General features: G+C 63.8%; 18 protein-coding genes. All 18 read right to left on the minus strand.

The features are described 5' to 3' along the window. Nucleotides 1-3 precede the first annotated feature (3 nt). Nucleotides 4-648, minus strand: a complete 645-nt coding sequence (locus tag ACYG9Y_RS02110; protein WP_023737675.1) for a hypothetical protein — start codon at nt 646-648, stop codon at nt 4-6. A gap of 3 nt (nt 649-651) precedes the next feature. After that, complete coding sequence (gene fliF, locus ACYG9Y_RS02115) at nt 652-2,292, minus strand: flagellar basal-body MS-ring/collar protein FliF (protein ID WP_023737676.1); 1,641 nt, start codon at nt 2,290-2,292, stop codon at nt 652-654. A gap of 189 nt (nt 2,293-2,481) precedes the next feature. After that, a complete protein-coding gene (locus ACYG9Y_RS02120) occupies nt 2,482-3,366 on the minus strand; it encodes a flagellin N-terminal helical domain-containing protein (RefSeq protein WP_023683302.1) in 885 nt (294 codons plus the stop codon). Nucleotides 3,367-3,648: 282 nt separating this feature from the next. After that, the gene (locus ACYG9Y_RS02125; protein WP_023737677.1) at nt 3,649-4,533 is read right to left on the minus strand and encodes a flagellin N-terminal helical domain-containing protein; all 885 of its coding nucleotides are present in this window, start codon (nt 4,531-4,533) and stop codon (nt 3,649-3,651) included. A 210-nt stretch (nt 4,534-4,743) separates the two neighbouring features. Beyond that, entirely contained in the window at nt 4,744-5,475 is a 732-nt protein-coding gene (gene fliP, locus ACYG9Y_RS02130) for a flagellar type III secretion system pore protein FliP (protein ID WP_023710973.1), read from the minus strand. Beyond that, entirely contained in the window at nt 5,472-5,972 is a 501-nt protein-coding gene (locus ACYG9Y_RS02135; protein WP_023735023.1) for a flagellar basal body-associated FliL family protein, read from the minus strand. Before ACYG9Y_RS02135 ends, fliP begins: the two co-directional genes overlap by 4 nt. 17 nt (nt 5,973-5,989) lie before the next feature. After that, nucleotides 5,990-6,694 carry a flagellar basal body L-ring protein FlgH gene (gene flgH / locus ACYG9Y_RS02140; protein WP_023691727.1) on the minus strand — a complete coding sequence of 235 codons (705 nt, stop codon included), beginning with the start codon at nt 6,692-6,694 and terminating at the stop codon, nt 5,990-5,992. After that, nucleotides 6,691-7,272 (minus strand): MotE family protein, encoded by a 582-nt coding sequence (locus tag ACYG9Y_RS02145; RefSeq protein ID WP_027049841.1) that lies wholly within the window; start codon nt 7,270-7,272, stop codon nt 6,691-6,693. Before ACYG9Y_RS02145 ends, flgH begins: the two co-directional genes overlap by 4 nt. Nucleotides 7,273-7,275: 3 nt before the next feature. Further along, nucleotides 7,276-8,517 carry a flagellar basal body P-ring protein FlgI gene (locus ACYG9Y_RS02150; RefSeq protein ID WP_023749089.1) on the minus strand — a complete coding sequence of 414 codons (1,242 nt, stop codon included), beginning with the start codon at nt 8,515-8,517 and terminating at the stop codon, nt 7,276-7,278. Further along, nucleotides 8,514-9,041, minus strand: coding sequence for a flagellar basal body P-ring formation chaperone FlgA (gene flgA / locus ACYG9Y_RS02155; protein WP_023737678.1), 528 nt, complete (start codon nt 9,039-9,041; stop codon nt 8,514-8,516). The genes ACYG9Y_RS02150 and flgA overlap by 4 nt, the downstream gene beginning before the upstream one ends. A 6-nt stretch (nt 9,042-9,047) precedes the next feature. After that, entirely contained in the window at nt 9,048-9,836 is a 789-nt protein-coding gene (gene flgG / locus ACYG9Y_RS02160) for a flagellar basal-body rod protein FlgG (RefSeq protein WP_023737679.1), read from the minus strand. A 12-nt stretch (nt 9,837-9,848) separates the two neighbouring features. Next, nucleotides 9,849-10,184, minus strand: coding sequence for a flagellar hook-basal body complex protein FliE (locus ACYG9Y_RS02165; protein WP_023737680.1), 336 nt, complete (start codon nt 10,182-10,184; stop codon nt 9,849-9,851). Beyond that, nucleotides 10,184-10,600, minus strand: a complete 417-nt coding sequence (flgC, locus tag ACYG9Y_RS02170) for a flagellar basal body rod protein FlgC (RefSeq protein WP_023686341.1) — start codon at nt 10,598-10,600, stop codon at nt 10,184-10,186. Before flgC ends, ACYG9Y_RS02165 begins: the two co-directional genes overlap by 1 nt. 2 nt (nt 10,601-10,602) lie before the next feature. Next, the gene (gene flgB / locus ACYG9Y_RS02175) at nt 10,603-10,983 is read right to left on the minus strand and encodes a flagellar basal body rod protein FlgB (RefSeq protein WP_023691724.1); all 381 of its coding nucleotides are present in this window, start codon (nt 10,981-10,983) and stop codon (nt 10,603-10,605) included. Between the two features lie 84 nt (nt 10,984-11,067). After that, a complete protein-coding gene (locus ACYG9Y_RS02180) occupies nt 11,068-11,940 on the minus strand; it encodes a hypothetical protein (RefSeq protein WP_023737681.1) in 873 nt (290 codons plus the stop codon). Further along, on the minus strand, nt 11,921-13,342 hold the full coding sequence (gene fliI, locus ACYG9Y_RS02185; RefSeq protein ID WP_023710976.1) for a flagellar protein export ATPase FliI: 1,422 nt from the start codon (nt 13,340-13,342) through the stop codon (nt 11,921-11,923). The genes ACYG9Y_RS02180 and fliI overlap by 20 nt, the downstream gene beginning before the upstream one ends. A 4-nt stretch (nt 13,343-13,346) precedes the next feature. Then, the gene (flgF, locus tag ACYG9Y_RS02190) at nt 13,347-14,072 is read right to left on the minus strand and encodes a flagellar basal-body rod protein FlgF (RefSeq protein ID WP_023691721.1); all 726 of its coding nucleotides are present in this window, start codon (nt 14,070-14,072) and stop codon (nt 13,347-13,349) included. A gap of 7 nt (nt 14,073-14,079) precedes the next feature. Then, the gene (locus tag ACYG9Y_RS02195) at nt 14,080-15,891 is read right to left on the minus strand and encodes a DUF1217 domain-containing protein (protein WP_023737682.1); all 1,812 of its coding nucleotides are present in this window, start codon (nt 15,889-15,891) and stop codon (nt 14,080-14,082) included. Nucleotides 15,892-15,902: the final 11 nt, after the last annotated feature.

Genomic DNA, 15,902 nt, shown 5'->3' on the forward strand with positions numbered 1-15,902 from the left:
CGTTCATAATAGGGCCCCCGCGCATGACAGGGCCTCCGACAAGGCGGCCGACCATTCGGCAATGCGGGTTTCGAACACCGCCTCGTCAATGGCGACGGTAAGGTCGAAGCCGGGCGCCTCGATGAAATCGAGATTGGCCGCGCGTGGGCCGAGCGAAGCCTTCAGTGCCTCGAACAATGACAGCGGTCCGCGCACGGCGATGCGCACCGCCTCGCTGTCGCCGACGGCTTCGCGGATCGTGCCGGCAAGGGCTTCCAGCGAACGCTTCTGCAGATCGTCGCTGACAAGGCCGCCAATGATGCGCGCAATGGTGGCGCCGACGAGGTCGCTGACCTTGGCCTCCATGATCTCGATACGGGCAGTGACGACCGCGCCGAGATCGCCGCCGAAACTTTCCAGAAAGGCCTTTGCTTCATCGGCATTGGCCTGTCTCTGCGCCTCGAGCGCTGCCTGGTGGGCGATGGCAAGGCGGGCTTCAAGGGCGGCTTCGGCATCGATGACCGCTTCGGCGATCAGCGCGCCGATGTCGGCCTGCGGCGCCGACGTCTCCGGCCTTGGCTCGGCCATGGCCGCGAGCGAGGGCTGGCCGGCACGCTGGCTGCGTGCGCCGAAATCCGGCAAAAGGTCGAAAAGCGCTGCCGAGGCCATGGTCTATACCGCTGCTTCCTGGGCCGCCCATTTGCGCAGGATCTGCGCGGTGCGCTCCTCATTGATGTCGACCATGCGGGCAAGCCGCTCCTGTGGCGCCGGCCTGATCTTCTGGCGAAGATCATCGAGTGGAGTCGGGCCGGGGCGGCTGCCGGGCAAGGCAGCCGGCGCCGGTTCGGCGCCGGCGGCTTCGGGTGTCGGCAGCGAACGCTGGACGTCGTCGAAGCTCGGACCGGCAAGTGCCGGCGTCGGCCGCGCGCTCAGCGCGGTGGCCATTGGCCTCAGGCCGAAGAAGGCGACCAGGAACACCACGACGATGAACGCGCCGGCGTTGATCATCGTACCGGCATGGGTTCCGATCGACGCCATTATGCCCGGCTGTTCGACCGGCTCGCCGTCCAGCCCGTCGATGAACTCGACCGCCGAGACATCGATGATGTCGCCGCGCTTGTCGTCGAAGCCGGTGGCTGAGGCGACCATTTTCTGGATGTCGGCGACGCGCTTGGCGATCTGTTCGGGTGTGGCGTCCTTGCCGAGGATGGTCATCAGCCGCTGCTGGTTGACGACGACGGCGATCGACATCTTGGTGACGGAATAGCCGTTCGAGACTGTGGCGATCTTCTTGGAGTTGATCTCGTAATTGGTGATCTCCTCCTTGCGATCATTCTCCGATGACGTCTGCGGACCATCGGTGCTGGTCGCCTGGGTCTCGGGCAGGTTCTGCTCGACGGTGGCCGGGGTCGAGGCCTGCCTCTGATTGCTGTTTTCGTTGGCGCGCACCGACTGCACGGAACGCTCCACGCGTGACTCCGGATCGAAGATCGTCTCTTCGGTCTGGCGGGTGTCGGTGTTGACATCGGCCTTGACGCTGGCGCGGAAATTGTCGGGGCCGAGATAAGGCGTCAGCGCGCGGCGGATGTTGTCGCCGATCTGCGCCTCGACGGTCTGCTCGACGCCGAGCGTGCGGGCAGCACTTGTGTTGGAGGGATCGTCGCCGGCGGCGAGAAGGTTGCCGTTGGAATCGAGCACGGTAACCTTGTCGGCCGACAGGCCCGGCACGGCGGCGGCGACGAGATGGCGGATCGAAATGGCGCTCTTTTCGGCGTCGATGCCGGAATAGCGGATGACCACCGAGGCGGAGGGTTGCTGTTCGTCGCGGCGGAAATTGGCGCGCTCGGACATGACGATGTGAACGCGGGCGGCCTTGATGCCGGATATCGACTGGATGGTGCGGGCGATCTCGCCTTCCAGCGCGCGCACGCGGGTGATCTGCTGCATGAAGGAGGTCAGGCCAAGAGAACCGACATTGTCGAACAGTTCGTAGCCGGCATTGGCGCTGGTCGGCAGGCCCTTTTCGGCGAGCAGCATGCGCGCCTGCGCGGTGGTGCCGGCCGGCACCAGCACGGAGGTGCCGTCGGAGCCGACGTCGAAGCCGATGCCGGCTTCGCCGAGCACCAGGCCGATCTGGTTCACGTCGGAGCGATCGAGCCCGACATAGAGCGTCTCATAGGCCGGGCGGTTGAGATAGACCGAGCCGATGCCGATGACGGCCATCACCAATGCGGCAATGCCGGCCAGCATGGCAAGGCGCCTGACGCCAAATGCCCTGAGATTCGAGATGATGCTCTGGATCTGTTGCGGCACGATTCAAGCGCTCCCAGCATGATATTCCGTGGGAACACTAGACCGCGAAGCTTGTGCGAAGATGATAGAGCATGTCGCCCGGAAGTGTGCAGCGGTTCCGGGTCAACGACATGCGTCAAAACACACCCATACAGGAAAGGGCCGCGCTGTTGGCGCGGCCTATTCAAGGAAGAGAAAGCCGGGTCAGGCTTACTGCTTGAACAGCGCCAGGATCGACTGCGAGTTGCCGTTGGCGATCGACAGCGACTGGATGCCGAGCTGCTGCTGGACCTGTAGGGCCTGCAGCCGCGTCGATTCCTTGTTCATGTCGGCGTCGACCAGCGCGCCGACGCCCTTGTCGATCGAGTCCGACAGGTTCGACAGGAAGCTCTTCTGGGTATCGATGCGCGACTTGGCGGCGCCGAGATAGGCAGCGCCCGTGGACAGCTTGGCAAGCGCCGTTTCAACGGCGCCAAGTGCGGTGTCGATGGCTGCCGGAAGGACCTGGGTTGTGCTGGGATCGAAGAAGGTCGTCGCCAGCAGAGCGCCGACGATGCCGCCGGTGCCGGGAAGATCGAGGACCTGCGTGTCGGCCGCCTTGACGTCGATGGTGTCGATGGCGACGGTCGTGCCGGTGCGGTTATAGGACGCGACGATCTTCAGGTCGGAGGTCGCAGCAGCGTCGTTCTGCAGCAGGTTCGAGCCGGCATAGGAGGCGTTGGTGACCGACGACTTGATCTGGTCCTGGATAGCCTTGATCTCAGTGGCGATCTTCTGCTGGTCGTCCTTGCTGGCGCTGCGTGCAGTGACCAGCTTGGCCTTGATCAGGTCGACCTGGTCCTTGATGTCGGTGATGGCGGTGTAGGCGGTGTCGACCTTGCCGGCGCCGAGGCCAAGCGCGTCCTGAACGGCCGAAAGCGCCTTGTTGTCGGACTTCATCGTGGTGGCGATCGACCAGTAGGCGGCGTTGTCGCTGGCGGTGGCGACGCGGTAGCCGGTCGAAATGCGTGACTGGGTGGTTTCAAGCTGCTTGTTGGTGTTGTTCAGGCTCTGCAGCGCGGTCAGAGCCGAAGCGTTCGTCATGATGCTAGCCAAGATATTTACCCCTTTTCAAACACTGGCGTGTCCCGAACGCGCCGGATCAACTTCATCAAGGGGGTAGGCATAAGCCCATCGACCGTATGGTCTGCCCGCCATGGAATGGTTAACCATGACTACCGGGATATGGTTAACGGCCTGTTAAACCAAGCCATTCAGGGCGCTGGCCAAGAGCAAAAATCGGCAGCCATTTAGCAAGAAAATCAACAGCCGCAAAAAGAAATCGGGCCGCGCTGTTGGCGCGGCCCGACGGATGGTGTCAGTCGTAATGTCGAGAGATCAGCCGCGGAAGAGCGACAGGATCGACTGCGAGTTGCCGTTGGCGATCGACAGCGCCTGGATGCCGAGCTGCTGCTGGACCTGGAGGGCCTGCAGACGGGTCGATTCCTTGTTCATGTCGGCGTCGACCAGAGCGCCGACGCCCTTGTCGATCGAGTCCGACAGGTTCGACAGGAAGCCCTTCTGGGTGTCAATGCGCGACTTGGCAGCGCCGAGCGAGGCAGCGCCGGTGGACAGCTTGGCAAGCGCGGTTTCAACAGTGCCGAGCGCGGTGTCGATGGCGGCGGGGGTAACCGCCGTGGTGCTCGGGTCGAAGAAGGCAGCGGCGAGCAGGCCGCCGACGATGCCGCCCGTGCCGGCGACATCGAGAACCTGCGTATCGGCTGCCTTGACGTCGATGGTGTCGATGGTGACGGTCGCGCCGGTACGGTTGTAAGCCGCAACGATCTTCAGGTCGGACGCAGCGGCAGCGTCGTTCTGCAGCAGGTTCGAGCCGGCGAAGTTGGCGTTGGCGACCGAGGACTTGATCTGCGCCTGGATGGCGTTGATTTCGGTCGCGATCTTCTGCTGATCTTCCTTCGAGGCGCTGCGGGCCGTGACCAGCTTGGTCTTGATCAGGTCGACCTGGTCCTTGACGTCGTTGATTGCGGTGTAGGCGGTGTCGACCTTGCCGGCGCCGAGGCCGAGGGCGTCCTGCACGGCCGAGTTGGCCTTATTGTCGGACTTCATCGAGGTCGCGATCGACCAGTAAGCAGCGTTGTCGGAAGCGGTGGCAACGCGATAGCCGGTCGAGATGCGGGCCTGCGTCTGCTCGAGGGATTTGTTGGTGTTGTTCAGGCTCTGCAGCGCGGTCAGCGCCGAGGCGTTCGTCATGATACTGGACATGGCTACTCGTACCTTGATTTTTACAGGGTGTTTTTGACATACCGGCTTTTCCGGTATGACGGAGCGGCATCATGCCAATGATCGTGAAACCCGATCACCCGCCATCTGCGAGCAATATGCGGGCAAGTCCCTACCAAAGGGCTAAACGGGACGGTTAACCGGAAATATATTGCATAAAATTTTAGCAAGGCGCCAAGGGCGCGCGGACGGTCAGGTGAAGGAGCGCACCAGGCTGCCGACAAGCAGGTTCCAGCCGTCGATGAGGACGAAGAACAGGATCTTGAAGGGCAGCGAAACGACGGTCGGCGGCAGCATCATCATGCCCATGGCCATGGTGATGGTGGCGACGATCAGGTCGATGACGAGGAACGGCAGCACGATCAGGAAGCCGATCTCGAAGCCGCGGCGGATTTCGGAGATCATGAAGGCCGGCACCAGGATGCGCAGGTCGACGGTGTCCCTGGCAACGACCTGGCCGCGTTCGCGGGCGAGATCGGCGAACAGGTCGAAGTCCTTGTCGCGGACATTGTGCAGCATGAAGGTGCGGAACGGGTCCGAAATCTTTTCGAACGCCTCGGTCTGGCTGATCTGGTTGTCCATCAGCGGCTTGACGCCGGTGTTCCAGGCCTGGTCGAAGGTCGGCGCCATGACGTAGAAGGTCATGAACAGCGACAGCGAGATCAGGATCAGATTGGCCGGCGTCGACTGCAGGCCGATGCCGGCGCGCAGGATCGAGAAGGCGATGACGAAGCGGGTGAAGCTCGTCACCATGATCAACAGGCCCGGCGCCACCGACAGCACGGTGAGCAGACCGAACATCTGGATGATATAGCCGACGGTGGCGCCGTCGGCCTTGCCGATGCCGCCGAGATCGAGCTGCTGGGCGGCGGCGACAGAGGTGGCGGCGACGACGATCGCGGCGGCGAGGACGAGTTTTCTCATTCGAGCAGCAATGTCCTGATCAGAACCTGTTTGGCATGGCCACCGCTGCGGATTGCGGCGCGCTCCTCGAGGTCGGCTTTCAAATGCTGGTAGCCGCTGGCGCCTTCGATCTGATGCATCTTCAGGGTGCGGACCATGGCAAGCAGGTCCTGGTGAATGCTTTCGGTAAGTTCCGGCGGCTGCGGCGCATCGTAGACCACCGACGCTTCCAGCCTTATCCAGGTGTCAGCAGGCGAAGCCAGATTGGTGGTGATCGGCGCCAGCTGGACAAGCGTCGGCCCGGTGCCGGGAGCATGTTCGGCCGCCTTGCTCGGTTGCTCGCCATTGGACTGGTTCTCCGGTGCGGCGGGCACAGGCACCGGTCCCCCGACGCCCTTCAGATAGCCGCCGGACATCCAGCCCATGCCGATCGCGGCGCCCGTCACCGCCAGCAGCATCGCAAGCTGGATGACAAGCGACGGGCCCTTTTTTTGCTGAACCTGTTCGACATTTGCCACGGCGCCGTTCTCCAGTCCTAAAAGGGGAGGACTTGGTCGAGGATCTGCTGACCGTAAGCGGGCTGCTGGATTTCGCTGACGCGGCCGCGGCCGCCATAGGAGATGCGCGCCTCGGCGATGCGTTCATAAGAGATGGTGTTTTCAGCGCCGATATCGGATGGACGCACCATGCCGGCGATGGTCAGCACCCTGAGCTCGTAATTGACGCGCACCTCCTGTGAGCCCCGGATCATCAGATTGCCGTTGGGCAGGACTTCGGTGACGACGGCGGCGACGTTGAGCTCGAGGTTCTCCGAGCGCTTGATTTCGCCGTCCGCATTGGTTTCGGTGGTGGAGCTCAGCCCCGCGTCGCCCTTGCCGCTGGTGGTGGCACCTTCCCATCCGAGGTTGACGTCATAGCCGAGCTTGCGCCCGGCGGTGCGGCTGCGATCGTTCTGGTTCTTGAAGTTGGCCTTGTCGTTGAGCTTGATCCTGACGGTCAGGATGTCGCCGTCGCGCAGCGCGCGCGGGTCGGTGAACAGCCGGCTCTGGCGGTCGTCCCACAGCGAGAATTTCTTCACCGGCGCGGCTGGCGTTTCGGGATAGGAGTAGGGCGCATTGACGCTGCCGGTAATGCCGGTGCCGACCGGCGACAGCGCCGGCTCCCTGCCGATCTCCCTGGGGTCGGAGGCGCAGCCGGCAAGTGAAGCCGTGGCGACCAGGGCGAGAATATGCGACTTCATGACGGATCTACCCTTCGGGCCGCGCTGGCCATGATGCCGGTGAGTGTGGCCGCTGCCTTCTGGTCCATCTCGTTGAGAATGACGCCGGCCTTGCGCGAATCGAGTTTCATCAGGATGGCGGCGGCGAGATCGGCGTTGACCATGGCCAGGCGCTCGGCCGCGGCATCCGGTTTCATGCCGGCATAGATCTTGACGACGCCATCCTCGGCGCGGGCCAGGAAGACTTCACGCCGTTTCAGCCATTGCTCGTATTCGGCGCGCTTGTCGTCCAGCGCCTTCATGCGCAGGTCGATGCCGGCCTGCAGCTGCTTCAGCTCTTCGGCCTGCAGCGCGTAACGGCGGTCGCGGGCGGCGTCGGCGATGTTGGAGCAGAAGCGCTGGATCTCGCTTTCATCGGGCACCTTCTCGCGGACCAGCTGCTGCACTGCCGCCGGCTGTTGCCCGCCAGGCAGAACCTGCCGCACCGCTTCTTCCGCGCGGACAGTGCCGCCGGCAAGGACGGTGGCGGCGATGACGCAAGCTGCCAAGGCTGCGCTGCGGCGGTGCTGCTTTTGGGAAAAGAAATCGATCATCGGCATGGCCTATTGGAGAACCAGATCGGCCTGCAAAGCGCCGGCCGACTTGATGCCTTGCAAAATGGCAATGATGCCGTCCGGCTTGACGCCGAGACGGTTGAGGCCCGACACCAGCGTTTCGAGGTTCGGTCCGTCGAGCACATTGACGCGGGCGTCAGGCCGCGTGGCGTCGATGGTGGTGAACGGTTCCTCCGCTGTCACGCCCTTGGAGAACGGTTCGGGCTGGACGATCTTCGGCTGCTCGGTGATCCGCACGGTGAGCGTGCCGTGGCTGATCGCCACCCGCGAGATCTTGACCTCGTTGCCGATGACGATGGTGCCGGTGCGTTCGTCTATGACGACGCGTGCCGGCGTGTCTGTCTCGACCACCAAATTCTCGATCTCGGCGTAGAAACGCGCCGCCGAAACATTCTTCGGCCGCCTGATCTGCACGGTGCGTGCATCGCGCTCCGCCGCCACGCGCGTGCCGAAGCGTTGCGAGGTGTAGCCGTTGATGGCGTCGGCGATGCGGACGGCAGTGGAGAAATCGGGATTGCGCAATTGCAAGGTGAGCAGCGCCTGATCCTCGAATTCGGCGCGCACTGTGCGCTCGACGATGGCGCCGTTGGGCACGCGACCGGCGGTCGGCACGCCTTGCGTCAGCTTTTCGGCATCGCCCTGGGCAGTGAAGCCGGAAACAATGACCGAGCCTTGCCCGACAGCATAGATTTCGCCATCGGCCGCCTTCAGTGGCGTCATTATCAGCGTGCCACCGGCAAGCGATGTGGCGTCGCCCATCGAGGAGACGTCGATGTCGATGCGGGCGCCCGACTGCACGTAAGGCGGCATGTTGGCGGTGACGATGACGGCGGCGACGTTCTTGGCACGCGCGCTGCCGCCTTCGGTGGCAATGCCAAGATTTTCGAGCATGGCGCGGATCGATTGTTCGGTGAAGGGCGAATTGCGCAGGCTGTCGCCCGATCCGGCGAGGCCGATGACGAGGCCGTAGCCGACGAGCTGGTTGTCGCGCGAAGCCTGCAGTTGCGCAATGTCCTTGATGCGCGATGCGACCTGGCCGGGTGGCAGAGAGCTTGGGCCGTTGGAGACCCTGAACATGCGGTTGGTGGTGGCCGGATCGTATTCGGGATCGACAAAGGCGCCGCCATTCTGGCCGGCAAGATCGCGCTTTTGCTTCGGCGTAAGACCGTCGGCCAGCGCCGGCTGCAGGCCGACAACGGCCGCGAGCAGAAGGGCAGCTCCGCGTCTCATGACGCGCTGACCCGGATGGTGCCGTCAGCCATCACCGTGCCGGAAAAGATCTTGCCGCTGTCTGTGTTGCGGACCTTTATCAAATCGCCGGCGGCACCCGGCTGCAGCGACACCGCCGTGGCCGAAATGGTGAGGTCGCCCGCGATGAAATAGACCTGCACGGCGGCACCCTGTTCGACCAGCCAGGCGTCGCGGATGGCGGCGACCGGGATATAGCGGCCGGGCAGCAGCGTGCGCTTGGCGACCTTGCCCTGGAGTTCCATGGCCTGCGTGGCGACCGCATCCGGCCTGTGCTTGCCGGGGAGCAGCGTCACCGGCTTCAGCGCGCCGGTGTCGATCATCTCGCCGGGATAGATGACCCGGTTGGGGATCAGCACGATCTCGCCGGTTGCCTGACTGCTTGCGACCTGGGTGGTGGTCTCCTGATTTGCCGCTTCCTGCGCAAACGCCGGCACACCGCCGGCTACCAGCGCGAGCATCAGCGCGGTGCGGCAAAGCGCGGAGCGGGAGGCCGGAGAGACCATCAAACCTTACCTGATGTTCTTGGACACGACGGAGGCCATGTCGTCGGCGGCCTGGATGACCTTGGAGTTCATCTCATAGGCGCGCTGCGCCGAGATCAGCTCGGTGATTTCCTTGACCGGATCGACGTTGGAGGCCTCGAGATAACCCTGCTCGACTGAGGCGAAGCCGGGATCGCCGGGCACGCCGACATTGGCCGGGCCGGAGGCCGGCGTCTCCTGGAACAGATTTTCGCCGAGCGGCGCCAGGCCGGCTTCATTGGCAAAGTTGGCGAGCTGCAGCTGGCCCAGCAGCTGGAGGTCGGTCTGGCCGTCGATGCGGGCAAAGACCTGGCCGGTCTTGTTGACGACAACTTCGATGGCATCGGTCGGCACGGTGATGGCCGGGATGACATTGGCGCCGTCGACGGTCACCAGCTGGCCGGTGGCGTTGGTATTGAAGGCGCCGGCGCGGCTGTAGAGCGTGCCGCCGTCGCCGCCCTCGATCTGGAACCAGCCGCGGCCCGTCAGCGCCATGTCGAAACTGTTGCCGGTCGAGGTCAGTTCGCCCTGCGTATGGACGTTGCGCACCGCCGTCGTCTTGACGCCGAGGCCGATCGACACGCCTTCCGGCACAAGCGATGAATTGGAGCGGTTGGGCACGCCCTGCGTGCGGTCGACCTGGTAGAGCAGGTCGGAGAATTCGGCGCGCGCGCGCTTGTAGCCGGTGGTGTTGATGTTGGCGATGTTGTTGGCAATGACTTCCAGATTTGTCTGCTGGGCATTCATGCCGGTCGCTGCGATGGCGAGTGCTTTCACGGCAAGTTCTCCTCAGATGCCCATACGGCTGATTTCGAGATAGGCGGAGACGACCTTGTCGCGGATCGCGATCGTGGTCTGCAGGGCCTGCTGGGCGCTCATGACGGCGTCGACGACCTGACGGGTATCGGCGTCGCCCCTGAGTGCCTGGATCGACACCTGCTCGGCATTCTGCAAGGTGTTGACGGTCTTCGAGGCGGCCTGGCTCAGCGCCTCGGCAAAGGTGGTGCCGATTTCGCTGCCGGCCATCGGCGCCTTGGTGCCCTGGAACAGGTCGGTCGTGGTATCGGCGCCACCGATCTCCGGCTTGAGGGGAAGCGATCCGATACCGCCAATGCCGCTGATCATTACTGGTTCCTCATCAGGTCGATGGTCATGGAGATCAGATCACGCGCCTGCTTGATGACCTGAAGGTTGGCTTCGTAGGAGCGGTTGGCTTCGCTCATGTCGGCCATCTCGACCAGCACGTTGACATTGGGCATCTTGACGTAGCCCTTGTCGTCGGCGGCCTCGTTGCCGGGCTGGAATTCGACGGGAAAGTCGCTGGGGTCGCGGTCGATGGAGTTGACCTCAACCGTCGTGCCACCCGAGGCACGATCGAGTTCCGAGACGAAACTGATGGTCTTGCGGCGATAGGGGTCGGCGCCCGGGGTGTTGCCGGTCGACTGCGCGTTGGCAAGGTTTTCCGAAACGACGCGCAAACGGTCAGACTGGGCGCTGAGGCCGGACGCGGCGATCTTGAGGGCTGAGGTCAAAGCGTCCATGGTCAGCTCTTCACCGCCATCATCATCATCGAATGGAAGGCCTTGACGATCGCGGTGTTGAGTTCAAACGAGCGGCGGACCTCGCCGGCCTTCATCAGTTCGTTCTCGACCACCACCGTGTTCTTCGAGGGCATGATGGCGCCGGTCGTCTCTTCTGGCTTGACCGTGAAGCCGGCATTAGTGGCGGCAGTGCCGAGGTGGCCTGCCTGGGTGGCGGTCAGCGACACTGCCGTGCGGTCGAGCACCTTCTCGAACGGCTCGACATCGCCGGCGGTGTAGCCCGGCGTGTTGACGTTGGCGATGTTGCCGGCAATGGCCGACTGGCGCACCGACAGCCATTGCGACTGCTTGGCGGCGAGATCGAAAAGATTGATGGGCTCCATGGGGATCTCCAGGCTGGTACGTACAAGACTAGGCTGCCAGTCTTGCGCGGACCTTGCGCGGGCTAGGCGTAAGCCGGTGTGCCGCTATTTGGAGAGTTCGATCACCTGGTCGGTGCTGGTGACCATGACCCACTTGCCGCCGCGTTGCTCGATCGACGAGACGACGCTGGAGTCGGGCAGCTTCGAGCCGCGCTGGACAATCCACAGGCCGGCATCGTCCTCGATCATGGCGCGGCCATTGGCGACATGAACCATGCGAAATTTGGGATCCGCCGGGAAGGGCTGCTCGTCGACGCCGGGAGGCTGGGTCTTGTCCTCGGGGTCCTGCAGCGTGCCGGTGGCGAACAGGTCGACATCGGGAACATCGTTTGCCGTCAGCGGCTGACCGCTGTTTTCCATCTGCGAACCGCCGCTGACCCGCCCTGCATTGGTGCCGCTGCCGCCGAACTTGATCGCCTGCACGCCGAACTGGTCCTGATTGAAGAAGATATACCAGGGAAACAGCGCGCAGATCAGGCCGAGCGTGATGCCGAGCGCGGCAAAGACGATATCGCTGCGGCGGTCGGATTTCTTATCGAGCCTGGGATATTGCGGCCTTGGCGGCTGCGGCCATTCGGTGACCGGGAACAGCCCGTCGAGAAGCGAGTCGCGACTGGTCTCCATAGCTTCTTCGGGGCCGGCGCGAGGGGTCCTTGGCAATTCAGGCTTGACGACGCTGGGCAAGGCAGGCTCGGCCAAGCGAGGCACAGTGGACTCGACTACGCTGGCTACCCTGGGCAAGAATGGCCTGCCGGCCCTGGCCAGAATGGCCTCAGCCTTGGCGACCTTGTCGAGATCGGCCTTTGCCCTGACAGCTCTCGCTTCGTTGGCCCGGGCTTCCTCGGCGGCACTGGCCTCTGCGATCATCTCGCGCAAAAGCCGCTCGGTGTACTGAAGCTCAGTCTCCTGCATCGACACTTTGCTTGCCTTTCAGATGACGGGCGAGGTCGGAGAATGCGTCGCTCGAGGCGCGATCCCTGGGCGACTGCGTCAGCGCCTCGTAGATCAGCGGCACCTGGCGCACGGCAATATCGAGCTCGGCATCGGCGCCGCCCTGATAGGCGCCGAGCAGGCGGATGTCGCGCGTGTCCTCGAAGCGCGAGATCATCGACTTCAGCCTGGTCACCAGCATGCGTTGCTCGGGGCTCCATGCCTTGTCGGCGAGGCGCGAGATCGACGACAGCGGATTGACCGGGGGGTAGCGGCCCTGTTCGGCAATGGCGCGGTCGAGCACGACATGGCCGTCGAGGATGCCGCGTACCGAATCGGCGACCGGGTCGTTGTGGTCGTCGCCGTCGACCAGCACCGAGATGATGGCAGTGATTGATCCCTGTCCTTTGATACCGGGGCCTTCAGCGCCCGGGCCAGCGCGTTCGAGCAGCTTGGGCAGATCGGTGAAAACCGAAGCGGGATAGCCGCGGGCGACCGGCGGCTCGCCGGTGCCGGTCGCTACCTCGCGCAGCGCATGGGCAAAGCGGGTAATCGAATCCAGCACCAGCAGCACGCGATGGCCCTGGTCGCGAAAATGTTCGGCAACGCGCATGGCGGTATCCGGCGCGCGCCGGCGCATCATGGCGCTCTCGTCGCTGGTAGCGACGACGGCGACCGTCTTGGCCATGCTCTCTGCGCCGATCGTGTCTTCGAGGAATTCGCGTACCTCGCGGCCGCGCTCGCCGATCAGCGCCACGACCACGGTGTCGAAGGCGTCGGCGCCGGCCAGCATGGCGAGCAGCGTCGACTTGCCGACGCCGGAACCGGCAAAGACGCCGAGGCGCTGGCCGAGGCAGAGCGGCGTGAAGATGTCGATGACCTTGACCCCGGTCGTGAAGGCGGTGCCGACGCGCTGCCGCGCCATGGCGCCGGGCGTTGTGCCGTCGCCGCTCGCAGCCTCGCCGATCCTGATCAGCGGCGGGCCGCCGTCGATGACGCGGGTCAGCGCGTCGATGGCGCGCCCGCGCCACGAAGCATGCGGCGTTACCGTCAGCGGGCCGCGGCGAAACACGGCGTCGCCGATGCCGGCGTCGGCGCTGCGTTCGAAAGGGGCGATGACGACTTCGTCGCGGCCGATCCTGACGATCTCGCCGCGGCGCGTGCCGGCATTGCCGCGCTGCTCGACGAGGTCGCCAAGCCTGGCGACTTCAGACAGGCCGCGCACCTTGTAATGCGTTGGCGAAACCTCCGAAACACGGCCGCCGCGCCGCAGCAACGTCTCGGTGTCATCGAAGCGGCGCCAGATCCGCTCCAGCGCAGCCAGCCGGTTTTCCGGTGCTGTCTCCGGTTGCCGTTCAAGCGCGCGTATCGATGATTTGCTGCTCGACATGCTGCTACGACTTGGAGCCGAGCGTCTTGATGGCGTCGTCGGTCGAGGCGTCGGTCTGGCGCATCAGCGCAGCGGTGTTCTCGAAGGCGCGCTGGACCATGATCAGGCGCGTCATTTCGAGCACCGGATTGACGTTGGATTCCTCGACATAGCCTTGCGCGACGCCGAGATCGGAACGGTCCGTGACCGGCTCCGGCGCACGCGCGGGCACGATGCCAGAATTGCCGTAGCGGACGAAGTTCGGACCGGGGTCGAAATTGAACAGGCCGATGGCGCCGACAAGCTTGTCGCCTTGGCGCAGCGAGCCGTCGGCGCCCGCCTTGGGCGGACCGTCGCGCGGGTCAAGCTGGATCGGCGCGCCGCCGGCATCCAGCACCGGATGGCCCTCGAGCGACATCAGCTCGCCGTTCTCGTTCATCGAAAACCGCCCGTCGCGCGTCATCACGGTGCCGGCCGGAGTGTCGATGCCGAACCAGGCATCGCCCTGGACGGCGAAGTCGAACGGGTTGCCGGTCTGCGTCATCGCGCCATGGGCGCCGGACAAATAGGTCTTGCCGGAGGACGCGAAGGACACGGACTTGGGACCTGTGCCGGAGACGACATCCTCGAACTTCACCCCGGTGGCGCGAAAGCCGATGGTCGAGGCATTGGCGACATTGTCGGCGATGGTGTCGAGACGGCGCTCAAGCGCGATCTGCGAGGAAAGGGCGACGTAAAGGCTGTCCTGCATGGTGTTCTCAGAATCTCAGTTTCTGCATGGCCATCATCAGATCGGTCGAGATGCCGACGGTGGTCGGCTGCGCAAACAGCACACCGATCGATGTCTGGGCGGTCGAGGTCGGATGATTGATTTCCCAAAGGCTGGTGAAGCGGGTGAGGAATTTCTCGAGCTTGGCCGGGTCGGTGAAATCGGTGAGGTCGAGCTTTGCCTCGAAGGCCTGCGCCTGCTTGTCGATATCTGCGGCAGCGAAGGAATCGGGCAGGCCGATGGCGGTGCGTAGCACGCTGGCCAGGGCCGTGTCGGCCAGCACGTCGTACCAGTTGGTGATGGTCGAGGCCTTGCGCTCGAAATAGAGCGCCAACCGCACGCCCTCATTGGTCTTGCCGGCGTCTTCTTCCAGGGTCTGGCGCATGTATTTGTCGACCACCGGCTGCTGCGACGGGCTGCGGGTCGTTGCCGCTTCGCCGTAGGCCTCGAAATTCAACGAGGTGGCGAGCCTGGCATAGGCCTTGTTGGAGAGCTTGTTGGCGACACTGGCGGGATCGCGGACACCACCCTCAAGGACATCGCGGACGAGATCCTTGTTGGTGGTCGCAGGATCGAGCCCGCTGGCGGACAGAGCATACTTATAAAGGCGGCTGTCGGCCATCAGATCGTCGACGGATTTCACCTTGGTGATGTTGGCGAGGTAGTAGCTGGTCTCGGCCTGGACGGCGTCCGCATTCGGCTTGATGAGGCCAAGACTGGACTCGGTCGTGTAGAGCTTCGGCGTGGTCTTCAGCACCGCGTCGCGCGTGGTCGTCTGATCGCCATACTGGGCAAAATCAAAGGCGCTGACGAAGTTGGCGTAGCTCTTGTCGGTCAACAGGTTGGCGGGACTCAACGGATCGGTGACGCCGCCATTGACCATGGTGCGGATCTGCTTCGTCGTCTGGGTCGATGCATCAAGCCCATAGGCAGCCATGGCGAAGGTCAGCAGGCGCTTGTCCTTCAGCAGGTCTTCGATGGACTTCACCTTGGAGATGTTGGCTGCGTAGTAGTCGGCCTCGCCCTTGATGTATTGCGCGGTCGGCTTGACGAGCAACAGTCCGGTTCCGCCGATCACAGCCTTCGGCACCGCCTGCTGGACGGCGTCGCGCGCCGTAGCCTGGTCGCCATATTGGGCAAAGTCGAAAGCCGCGACGAAAGCCGCATAGCCCTTGTTTGTCGACGTGTTTGCGGGGCTGTTCGGGTCGGTGACGCCGCCTTCCAGCATGGCCCGCACGGTCGCAGCCGGCTCGGCGTCGGCGTCCAGGCCGAACGCGGCCATCGCATAGGTGAGCAGGCGATCGTTGCCCATCAGGTCGTCGATCGATTTTACGTTGGAAATGTTGCTCAGGTAGTACGAGGTTTCGCCCTTGTAATAGGTGAAGCCGTTCTGCGAAGGGCCGACCGAGACCTGGAGACCATAATTGTTGGTCACGCCCTGCTGCGCCGAATTGTAGCTCGTGGCATTAGGGCCCAGGGCGGCGAAATTGAAGGCCGACACGAACTCGGCATAACGCTTGTCGCTCAGTTTGTTGGCGAAGCTGTCGGAATCCGACACCCCTTCCTTCAGGGCTTTGACCATGAAGGCCTTGGCGTAAGCCATGTCGCCGAGACCGAAGGCCTTCATGGCATATTTGAACAGCCGGTCGTTCTTTACGAAATCGTCGATCGATTTCACGCTGCCGATGTTGGCGAGATAGTAGTCGGTGTCGCGCTTGGTGATCGGCTCCGCCTCGATGCGGTCGATCGCCTTGGGGATGTCCCTGGCGATGAGCTGGTAGCTGGTAAAAGTGCTCAACACGACATGCCTCC

It is taken from the genome of Mesorhizobium sp. W050, from assembly GCF_054719535.1.

Bases quoted from the DNA above. Each gene is read 5' to 3' on its own strand.
- ACYG9Y_RS02110 (WP_023737675.1), bottom strand. From the start codon at position 648: ATGGCCTCGGCAGCGCTTTTCGACCTTTTGCCGGATTTCGGCGCACGC.
- ACYG9Y_RS02125 (WP_023737677.1), bottom strand. From the start codon at position 4,533: ATGTCCAGTATCATGACGAACGCCTCGGCGCTGACCGCGCTGCAGAGC.
- fliP (WP_023710973.1), bottom strand. From the start codon at position 5,475: ATGAGAAAACTCGTCCTCGCCGCCGCGATCGTCGTCGCCGCCACCTCT.
- flgH (WP_023691727.1), bottom strand. From the start codon at position 6,694: ATGAAGTCGCATATTCTCGCCCTGGTCGCCACGGCTTCACTTGCCGGC.
- ACYG9Y_RS02145 (WP_027049841.1), bottom strand. From the start codon at position 7,272: ATGCCGATGATCGATTTCTTTTCCCAAAAGCAGCACCGCCGCAGCGCA.
- ACYG9Y_RS02150 (WP_023749089.1), bottom strand. From the start codon at position 8,517: ATGAGACGCGGAGCTGCCCTTCTGCTCGCGGCCGTTGTCGGCCTGCAG.
- flgA (WP_023737678.1), bottom strand. From the start codon at position 9,041: ATGGTCTCTCCGGCCTCCCGCTCCGCGCTTTGCCGCACCGCGCTGATG.
- ACYG9Y_RS02165 (WP_023737680.1), bottom strand. From the start codon at position 10,184: ATGATCAGCGGCATTGGCGGTATCGGATCGCTTCCCCTCAAGCCGGAG.
- flgC (WP_023686341.1), bottom strand. From the start codon at position 10,600: ATGGACGCTTTGACCTCAGCCCTCAAGATCGCCGCGTCCGGCCTCAGC.
- flgB (WP_023691724.1), bottom strand. From the start codon at position 10,983: ATGGAGCCCATCAATCTTTTCGATCTCGCCGCCAAGCAGTCGCAATGG.
- fliI (WP_023710976.1), bottom strand. From the start codon at position 13,342: ATGTCGAGCAGCAAATCATCGATACGCGCGCTTGAACGGCAACCGGAG.
- flgF (WP_023691721.1), bottom strand. From the start codon at position 14,072: ATGCAGGACAGCCTTTACGTCGCCCTTTCCTCGCAGATCGCGCTTGAG.